This window comes from Tepidimonas sp. (assembly GCF_029335975.1).
GTDB lineage: Bacteria > Pseudomonadota > Gammaproteobacteria > Burkholderiales > Burkholderiaceae_C > Tepidimonas.
Window position 1 is genome coordinate 1 of the sequence record NZ_JARJMT020000046.1, and the last position, 8,366, is coordinate 8,366.

Consider the following 8,366-nt stretch of genomic DNA (forward strand, 5'->3'; position numbering starts at 1 on the left):
TCGGCCAGCAAGCGCTGGCAGGCCGCCTCCACCGCTGCGGCCGCGCCGCGCAGCCGCAGCAACAAGATGCCGCCCGCTTCGTCTTGCCAACGGCTGGCGTTGAGCGGCAGCGGCTGGGCGCGCCAGCGCGCCAGCTGCTGCAGCGCCGCGTCCGCGGACAACGGCAGCCGCAACGTGGCCTCGCCGGCTGGCCGGGGCAGGACCTTGAGCGACACCTCGGTGATCAGCCCCAGCGTGCCCAGGCTGCCCGCCAGCGCTCGGCTGACATCGTAGCCCGCGACGTTCTTCATCACCTGGCCGCCAAAGACCAGGTCTTCGCCCCGACCGTTGAGCAACCGCGCCCCGAGCACATAGTCGCGCACCCCCCCCACGGCGGCGCGCGCCGGGCCGGCCAGGCCAGCGGCCACCATGCCCCCAACGGTCGCTCCCGCGCCGAAGTGTGGCGGCTCGAAGGGCAGATACTGCGCGTGTCGGGCGAGGGCGGCCTCCAGTTCGACCAACGGGGTGCCGCAGCGGGCCGTGACCACCAACTCGGTTGGCTCATGGCTCAAGATGCCGCCATAGGCCCGCGTATCCAGCACCTCGGCCTCGGCGGTCAGGGGTTCGCCATAAAACGCCTTGGTGCCGCCGCCGCGCAGACGCAAGGGGCGGCGATCGGCCGCCGCGGCCCGAATATGCTCAGCCCAAACGCGCAGCACGTCACTCGCCACGCCGCTGGAGGGAGACGAAATTTGGGTGTCTTCGGCCATGGGTGGCAATGGTAGCCCGCGCGGGCGCAGCCGGTGTGAACTTTTTGAACGGCGGGTTTGAGCGGGTCTGCGCCGACCCAGCCGCTCGCGGGTACCCCCACCACCCGGTTTTTCTGCCCCTAGCATACACTGTGAGGCATGCTGTGGGTCAAAACCTTTCACATCGTCTTTATCGCCAGTTGGTTTGCCGGGTTGTTCTATTTGCCGCGCATCTACGTCAACCTGGCGATGGTGCCGGCCGACAGCAGTGCCGAGCGCGAGCGGCTGCTGCTGATGGCGCGCAAGCTGCTGCGCTTCATGACACTGCTGGCGATCCCTGCGCTGGCGCTGGGCTTGTGGCTGTGGCTCGGCTATGGCATCGGCCTGGGACCGGGCAATGGCTGGATGCACGCCAAGCTGGCCATCGTGGTGCTGCTCATCGGCTACCACCATGCCTGCGCGCGGTTGCTGCGGCGCTTTGAGGCGGGCACCAACCGCCATGGCCATCGGTGGTACCGCTGGTTCAACGAAGTACCGGTGCTGCTGATGCTGGCGGCGGTGGCGCTGGTGGTCGTCAAGCCCTTCTGAGCCGGGTGGCGGTGAGGCCGACCTCCGTGCCCCGCCCCGGTACGCGCAGCCTGTCGCTGGCTTGGCCTCTGCTGGGCTGCTATACGGTGCTGGTCGTTTATGCCAGCCTGTTTCCGTTCGAGGGCTGGCGGGCGCAGGGGGTGGCGCCATGGGCCTTTCTGACTGCGCCCTGGCCGCGGTACTGGACCCGTTTCGACGTCGTCGCCAACCTCTTGGGTTATGTGCCGCTCGGGGCCTTGCTCACGCTGGCCCTGGCCCGCGCCGGGTGGCCGCGGAGGGCGCCCGTGCTGGGCGCCGTCGGGCCGGCGCTGCTGTCCCTGGCCATGGAGGCCGCCCAGACCTACCTGCCGCAGCGCGTACCGTCGCAGGCCGATGCCCTGCTCAACGCCATCGGCGCGCTGCTCGGCGCGGTCGGGGCCGCGGTGCTGCTGCGCTGGCGGGTGCTCGGGTCGTGGGCGCAGTTTCGCGCCTGCTGGCAGCAGCCGGGTGGGCAGTGGGCATGGCTGGTGTTGCTGCTCTGGCCCCTGGCCGTGTTGTACCCCACGCCCGTGCCGTTTGGCACCGGCCAGTTCTGGCCGCGGCTGGAGGCGACGCTTTGGCGGGCCACAGAGGGCTCGCCCCTGCAGGCATGGCTGCCGCAAAGCCCGCCGCTGGCCGCACCCGGCCCCTTGGCCGAAGCGCTGTTGGTCGCCTTGAGCCTTTGGTTGCCCGTGTTGTTGGGCTACGCCAGCATTCGCGGCATTGGGCGGCGCAGCGCCTTTGCCCTGCTGTTTGGTGTGGTGGCCTGGGGCAGCGGGGCCTTGTCGGCCGTGCTGTCCTTCGGCCCGCCGCACGCCTGGGCGTGGCTGACGCCGCCCACGCAGTTGGGCTTGGCCGCAGCCGGGGCGATGTCGCTGTTTGCCCTGCCGCTCGGCTCGCGCGCGGCGGCGCTGCTGGCCGTGCTCGCCGGGGGGATGGTGCTGGGCTTGCTCAACCGCGTACCCGACCCCGCCTATCTAGGAGAATGGCTGCAGACCTGGGAGCAGGGACGCTTTAGCCGCTTTCATGGGCTGTCCCAATGGCTGGGTTGGCTCTGGCCCTGGGCGGCCGTGGCCGCTGCGGCCCGGCTGGCCCTGCGCCGCAGCGAAGGGGCATCCTACAATCGCCGTTTATGACCGACGCCACGCCCGATGCGGCCACCCCGCCGCCCTACTACCGCCGCCACATCTTTTTCTGCCTAAATGACCGGGCCAATGGTGAGGCCTGCTGCGCCCGCCGCGGCGCCCAGCAGGCATTCGAGCACTGCAAAGCGCAGGTGCGCGCCCTTGGGCTGGCCGGTCCGGGCCAGGTGCGGGTCAACAAAGCCGGCTGCCTGGACCGCTGTGCTGGCGGACCGGTGGCGGTCGTGTATCCGGAAGGGGTCTGGTACACCTATGTGGACCATGCGGATATCGACGAGATCGTCACTTCGCACCTGCGCGACGGGGTTGTCGTCGAGCGGTTGCGCCTGCCGCCCGACGTGGGGCGCTGACGCCACGGTGCCGCCCCGCCGATGAACGTCAACACCGAGTCGTCTGCCATCCCCGGGCCGGCCGGCCCGCTGGAGCTGGCGATCGATCGACCCGCCACGCCCCGCCCGGGTGGTGGCGTGGCCGTAATTGCCCATCCGCATCCTTTGTTTGGCGGCACCCTGCACAACAAGGTGGTGCAAACCTTGGCCCGTGCTTTTGTGCAGCAGGGCTGGGTGGCGGTGCGCTTCCACTTCCGCGGCGTGGGGGGCAGCGCGGGCGTGCACGACCACGGTGTGGGCGAGGTCGACGACCTGCTCGCGGTGGTGCAAGCGTGCACGGACGGCCCAGCCCCGCTGGCGCTGGCCGGGTTTTCGTTCGGCGGCTATGTGGCCGCAGCCGCGGCCGCCCGCTTGGGGGCGCAGCGGCCTGTGCAGGCTTTGGCACTGGTGGCCCCGGCCGCCAGCCGCTACACCCTCCCTGCGCTGGACGCGGAACTCCATGCGCGTACCCTGGTCGTTCATGGCGAGGTCGACGACACCGTGCCGCTGGCTGCGGTGCTCGACTGGGCGCGCCCGCAGGGGCTGCCCATCACCGTGGTGCCTGGGGGGGAGCATTTCTTCCACGGGCGCCTGCCGTTGCTCAAATCCCTGGTCGTGCGCCATCTGCGCGCGCTGTGATCTGCCGTCCCTGCCGCGGGTGGCTTGGAGGTTTTTCGTGTCCGTCGTTGCGCTGTTATTGCCGTTCGCTGGCATCCGTGTCCACTTGCGCCGCCTGCGCCACCTGCGCGGGCTGCACCGTTGGGGCGGGAGGTGTCTTGCCGCACTGTGCGCCTGGGCCTTGGTCGTGGGGCTGGCACAGGCCCAGGTCCCCCAGCCGCCGGAGGTGGCTGCGCGGGCGTGGCTGCTGCTGGACGCCACCAGCGGCCAGGTGCTCGCCGCCAAGGACCCGGACGAGCCGGTCGAGCCGGCCTCGCTGACCAAGTTGATGACGGCGTATCTGGTGTTTGATGCGCTCAAAGCGCGCAAGCTGGCCGTGGACCAAAAGCTCGTCGTCAGCGAGCGGGCATGGCGCATGCCTGGCTCGCGCATGTTCATTACCCCCAACGCCCAGATTCCCGTGGAGGATCTGCTCAAGGGCATGATCGTTCAGTCTGGCAACGACGCCACCGTGGCGCTGGCCGAAGGGGTGGGGGGTACCGTGGAGCATTTCGTCGAACTCATGAACCGCCAAGCGAAGGCCCTGGGCCTGACGCGCACCCAGTTCCAAAACCCGGAAGGACTCACCGCGCCGGGGCACACCACGACCGCGCGCGATCTGGCTACCCTGGCCATGAGGCTGCTGCGCGACTTCCCCGAGTATGTGGGGTATTACGCCATCCAGCGCTACCGCTATCCCGGCACGCCCGCGGCCAACGATACCAACCGCAATTTGTTGCTGTTTCGCGACCCCACCGTGGATGGTCTCAAGACCGGGTACACGGCCGCAGCGGGCTACTGCCTCGTGGCCACGGCGCGCCGGCCTGCGCCGGGTCTAGGCGAGGGGGCGGCGGCGCAGCGCCGCCTGATCAGCGTCGTGCTGGGGGCGGCCAGCGAGAATGCCCGCGCCGCTGAAAGCCAGAAGCTGCTCAACTGGGGCTACACCGCCTTCGAGGCCGTGCGGCTGTCGGCGCCGGGCCAGCCGGTGGCCACCCCCGAAGTTTGGAAGGGTCGCGCCAGCGCGGTCAAGCTGGGCCGCCCGGAAGGCGTGGTGGTAACCGTGCCGGCCGGCTTGACCAAGGGCTTGCGCACCGAGGTGGTGCGCCCCGATCCCCTGGTCGCACCGCTGCAGAAAGGACAGCCACTGGGCACGCTACGGGTAATCTCAGCAGCGGGTGATTCGATCGCCGAAGTGCCGCTGGTGGTGCTGGAGACCGTCGATGAGGCGGGGCTGCTCGGGCGGCTTTGGGATGCCCTGCGGCTGTGGATCCGCTGAATGCGCCGTCTGGCCGTTGCGTTCAATCCTGGCGCGTGTTACAGTAGAGGGCTTTTCGGATTCATCCGAAGGCCTGATTGTTTTTGACGTTTAGGGACATTATGCCAACCATCAACCAACTCGTGCGCCATGGGCGGACGGTCGAGAAGACCAAGTCCAAGAGCCCGGCGATGGAGAACTGCCCCCAGCGGCGGGGTGTGTGCACCCGCGTCTATACCACGACGCCCAAGAAGCCGAACTCGGCGCTGCGCAAGGTCGCCAAGGTGCGCCTGACCAACGGCTTCGAGGTCATCTCGTACATCGGCGGTGAGGGCCACAACCTGCAAGAGCACTCGGTGGTGCTGGTGCGTGGCGGCCGCGTGAAGGACCTGCCCGGTGTGCGCTATCACATCGTGCGTGGCTCGCTGGACCTGCAGGGTGTCAAGGACCGCAAGCAAGCCCGCTCCAAGTACGGCGCCAAGCGGCCCAAGAAGGCCTGATCGGCGTCATGACGCGTGCGCGGCCGTCATGCGGCTGTCACGCATCGGTGTCGGAATGCCTGGCTGGCGGGCCTCCGGCAGTGTGACTGCGGCAATCCCCGGGTTGTTTGTGGTCGAGTAAGTGAGGGTCCCGATGGCCCTCGGGGCACCTGAGTGCCAACTGAAGCAAAAAGGATCGAACCATGCCACGTCGTCGCGAAGTCCCTAAACGCGAAATCCTGCCGGATCCCAAGTTCGGCAATGTCGAGCTCTCCAAGTTCATGAACGTCGTCATGGAGAGCGGCAAGAAAGCGGTCGCCGAGCGCATCGTCTACGGCGCGCTCGAGCACATCGAGAAGAAGACCGGCAAAGATCCGCTGGAGGTTTTCTCGACCGCGCTCAACAACGTCAAGCCCCTCGTGGAGGTCAAGTCCCGCCGCGTCGGCGGCGCCAACTACCAGGTCCCGGTCGAAGTGCGCCCGGTGCGCCGCCAGGCGCTGGCCATGCGCTGGCTCAAGCAAGCCGCGCGCAAGCGCAGCGAGAAGTCCATGGCGCTGCGCCTGGCCAATGAGCTCATCGAGGCCACCGAAGGCCGCGGCGGCGCCATGAAGAAGCGCGACGAGGTCCACCGCATGGCCGAGGCCAACAAGGCCTTTAGCCACTTCCGCTTCTGACGCCGTCCGAGCGCCCGGCTGCGAACCCAAAGCCCAAGCCCGCCACCGCACTGCACGAGGTCGGCGGGCTTCGCCCATCCAACATCGGAGTTTTCTCATGGCACGTACCACGCCCATCGAGCGTTACCGCAACATCGGCATTTCGGCGCACATCGATGCCGGCAAAACCACCACGACCGAGCGCATCCTGTTCTATACCGGCGTGAACCACAAGCTGGGTGAGGTGCACGACGGCGCCGCCACCATGGACTGGATGGAGCAGGAGCAGGAGCGCGGCATCACCATCACCTCCGCCGCGACCACCTGCTACTGGCGCGGTATGGACCTCAACTTCCCCGAGCACCGCTTCAACATCATCGACACCCCGGGCCACGTGGACTTCACCATCGAGGTGGAGCGTTCCATGCGCGTGCTCGACGGCGCCTGCATGGTGTACTGCGCGGTCGGTGGCGTGCAGCCCCAGTCCGAGACCGTCTGGCGTCAGGCCAACAAGTACAAGGTGCCCCGTCTGGCTTTCGTCAACAAGATGGACCGCACTGGCGCCAACTTCTTCAAGGTCTACGAGCAGATGAAGCTGCGCCTGAAGGCCAACCCGGTGCCCATCGTCATCCCCATTGGCGCCGAGGACCATTTCCAGGGCGTGGTCGATCTCATCAAGATGAAGGCCATTGTTTGGGACGATGCCTCCCAGGGCATGAAGTTCGAGTATCGCGACATTCCCGCCGAGTTGGTGGATCAGGCCAACGAGTGGCGCGAAAAGATGGTCGAGGCCGCCGCCGAAGCCAGCGAAGAGCTGATGAATAAGTATCTCGAGTCCGGTGAGCTCAGCGAGGACGAGATCATTGCCGGCCTGCGCCAGCGCACCATCGCGGTGGAAATCCAGCCGATGTTGTGCGGCACCGCTTTCAAGAACAAAGGCGTGCAGCGCATGCTCGATGCGGTCATCCAGTTCCTGCCCTCGCCGGTGGACATCCCGCCGGTGGCTGGGACCGACGACCGTGAACAGCCGGCCACCCGTCAGGCCAGCGACGAGGAAAAGCTATCCGCCTTGGCCTTCAAGCTGATGAGTGACCCGTTCGTGGGCCAGCTGACTTTCGTGCGCGTGTATTCGGGCGTGCTGCGCAAAGGCGACACGGTGCTTAACTCGGTCAAGGGCAAGAAGGAGCGTATCGGCCGTATCGTGCAGATGCACGCCAACAACCGGCAAGAGATCGAAGAAATCCGCGCTGGTGATATCGCCGCTTGCGTGGGCCTCAAGGAAGTCACCACCGGTGAAACCCTGTGCGACCCCGCCGCCCCGATCGTGCTGGAGCGCATGGTGTTCCCCGAGCCGGTGATCCGGCAGGCGGTCGAACCCAAGGCCAAAGCCGACCAAGAGAAGATGGGTATCGCCCTGTCGCGCCTGGCGGCGGAGGATCCGTCGCTGCGCGTCTACACCGACGAAGAATCCGGCCAAACCATCATCGCCGGCATGGGCGAGCTGCACCTGGAGATCATCGTCGATCGCATGAAGCGCGAATTTGGCGTGGAGGCCAATGTCGGCAAGCCGCAGGTGGCCTACCGCGAAACCATTCGCGGCACCGTGCAAGAGGCCGAGGGCAAGTTCGTTCGCCAGTCGGGTGGTAAGGGCCAGTACGGTCACGTCGTCTTCAAGATCGAGCCCAACGAAGCCGGCAAAGGCTTCGAGTTCATCGACGCCATCAAGGGTGGCGTCGTGCCGCGTGAGTACATCCCGGCTGTGCAAAAAGGCGTCGAAGAAGCGCTGCAAACCGGCGTGCTGGCCGGCTACCCGGTCGTCGACGTCAAGGTCACGCTGCACTTTGGCTCGTATCACGAAGTGGACTCTTCCGAACAAGCGTTCAAGATGGCGGCCATTTTCGGCTTCAAGGAAGGCTGCAAGAAAGCCCAGCCTGTCATCCTCGAGCCCATGATGGCCGTCGAAGTCGAGACGCCCGAAGAATATGCGGGCAACGTGATGGGCGACCTGTCGTCTCGCCGTGGCATGGTGCAGGGCATGGACGACCTGCCCGGTGGCGGCAAGGTCATCAAGGCCGAGGTGCCGCTGTCCGAGATGTTCGGCTACTCCACCACGCTGCGCTCGATGTCGCAGGGCCGCGCCACCTACACGATGGAGTTCAAGCACTACAGCGAAGCCCCGCGCAACGTGCAAGAGGCCATCATCGCCGCGCGCGCCAAGTAATCCCCTTCTCGGTCTTGGGCGCCCCGCGCAAGGGGTGGGTCCCGCTGCCCGTGGCGGGACTGTGCCTCAGACCTTAAACCCGCACGGGCACCGTTCTTTGAAGCAAGGAAGTTGCAATGGCAAAGGAAAAATTCGAGCGGACCAAGCCGCACGTCAACGTGGGCACGATTGGTCACGTGGACCATGGCAAGACGACGCTGACGGCGGCGATCACGACGGTGCTGGCGGCCAAGTTTGGTGGGTCGGCCAAGAAATAC

At 67.0% G+C, this 8,366-nt stretch carries 10 protein-coding genes; 9 read left to right on the forward strand and 1 reads right to left on the reverse strand.

Translation table 11 applies throughout. The features are described 5' to 3' along the window. A partial coding sequence (gene glcE, locus P3W97_RS02580; protein WP_300843491.1) for a glycolate oxidase subunit GlcE occupies positions 1-749 on the reverse strand: 749 nt, incomplete at its 3' end. Between the two features lie 138 nt (positions 750-887). On the opposite strand from glcE, the gene P3W97_RS02585 reads away from it, so the two are divergent. From P3W97_RS02585 to P3W97_RS02625, 9 genes are all read left to right on the forward strand, one after another. Further along, positions 888-1,316 carry a CopD family protein gene (locus P3W97_RS02585; RefSeq protein ID WP_300843493.1) on the forward strand — a complete coding sequence of 143 codons (429 nt, stop codon included), beginning with the start codon at positions 888-890 and terminating at the stop codon, positions 1,314-1,316. A gap of 11 nt (positions 1,317-1,327) precedes the next feature. Beyond that, a complete protein-coding gene (locus P3W97_RS02590) occupies positions 1,328-2,470 on the forward strand; it encodes a VanZ family protein (RefSeq protein WP_300843495.1) in 1,143 nt (380 codons plus the stop codon). Further along, positions 2,467-2,826, forward strand: a complete 360-nt coding sequence (locus P3W97_RS02595; protein ID WP_300843497.1) for a (2Fe-2S) ferredoxin domain-containing protein — start codon at positions 2,467-2,469, stop codon at positions 2,824-2,826. Before P3W97_RS02590 ends, P3W97_RS02595 begins: the two co-directional genes overlap by 4 nt. A 21-nt stretch (positions 2,827-2,847) precedes the next feature. Continuing rightward, the gene (locus tag P3W97_RS02600) at positions 2,848-3,483 is read left to right on the forward strand and encodes an alpha/beta fold hydrolase (RefSeq protein WP_300843498.1); all 636 of its coding nucleotides are present in this window, start codon (positions 2,848-2,850) and stop codon (positions 3,481-3,483) included. A gap of 145 nt (positions 3,484-3,628) precedes the next feature. Next, entirely contained in the window at positions 3,629-4,777 is a 1,149-nt protein-coding gene (locus P3W97_RS02605) for a D-alanyl-D-alanine carboxypeptidase family protein (protein WP_300843509.1), read from the forward strand. A 101-nt stretch (positions 4,778-4,878) separates the two neighbouring features. Continuing rightward, positions 4,879-5,256 carry a 30S ribosomal protein S12 gene (gene rpsL, locus P3W97_RS02610; RefSeq protein WP_068607664.1) on the forward strand — a complete coding sequence of 126 codons (378 nt, stop codon included), beginning with the start codon at positions 4,879-4,881 and terminating at the stop codon, positions 5,254-5,256. Positions 5,257-5,438: 182 nt separating this feature from the next. Further along, positions 5,439-5,909, forward strand: a complete 471-nt coding sequence (rpsG, locus tag P3W97_RS02615) for a 30S ribosomal protein S7 (RefSeq protein ID WP_300843505.1) — start codon at positions 5,439-5,441, stop codon at positions 5,907-5,909. Between the two features lie 97 nt (positions 5,910-6,006). After that, positions 6,007-8,109, forward strand: a complete 2,103-nt coding sequence (fusA, locus tag P3W97_RS02620; protein WP_300843507.1) for an elongation factor G — start codon at positions 6,007-6,009, stop codon at positions 8,107-8,109. 116 nt (positions 8,110-8,225) lie between these two features. Next, a partial coding sequence (locus P3W97_RS02625) for a GTP-binding protein (RefSeq protein WP_300843511.1) occupies positions 8,226-8,366 on the forward strand: 141 nt, incomplete at its 3' end.

What these genes read in the sequence shown, in the direction of transcription:
- P3W97_RS02585 (WP_300843493.1), top strand. Translation starts at nt 888, where the DNA reads ATGCTGTGGGTCAAAACCTTTCACATCGTCTTTATCGCCAGTTGGTTT.
- P3W97_RS02595 (WP_300843497.1), top strand. Translation starts at nt 2,467, where the DNA reads ATGACCGACGCCACGCCCGATGCGGCCACCCCGCCGCCCTACTACCGC.
- P3W97_RS02600 (WP_300843498.1), top strand. Translation starts at nt 2,848, where the DNA reads ATGAACGTCAACACCGAGTCGTCTGCCATCCCCGGGCCGGCCGGCCCG.
- rpsL (WP_068607664.1), top strand. Translation starts at nt 4,879, where the DNA reads ATGCCAACCATCAACCAACTCGTGCGCCATGGGCGGACGGTCGAGAAG.
- rpsG (WP_300843505.1), top strand. Translation starts at nt 5,439, where the DNA reads ATGCCACGTCGTCGCGAAGTCCCTAAACGCGAAATCCTGCCGGATCCC.
- fusA (WP_300843507.1), top strand. Translation starts at nt 6,007, where the DNA reads ATGGCACGTACCACGCCCATCGAGCGTTACCGCAACATCGGCATTTCG.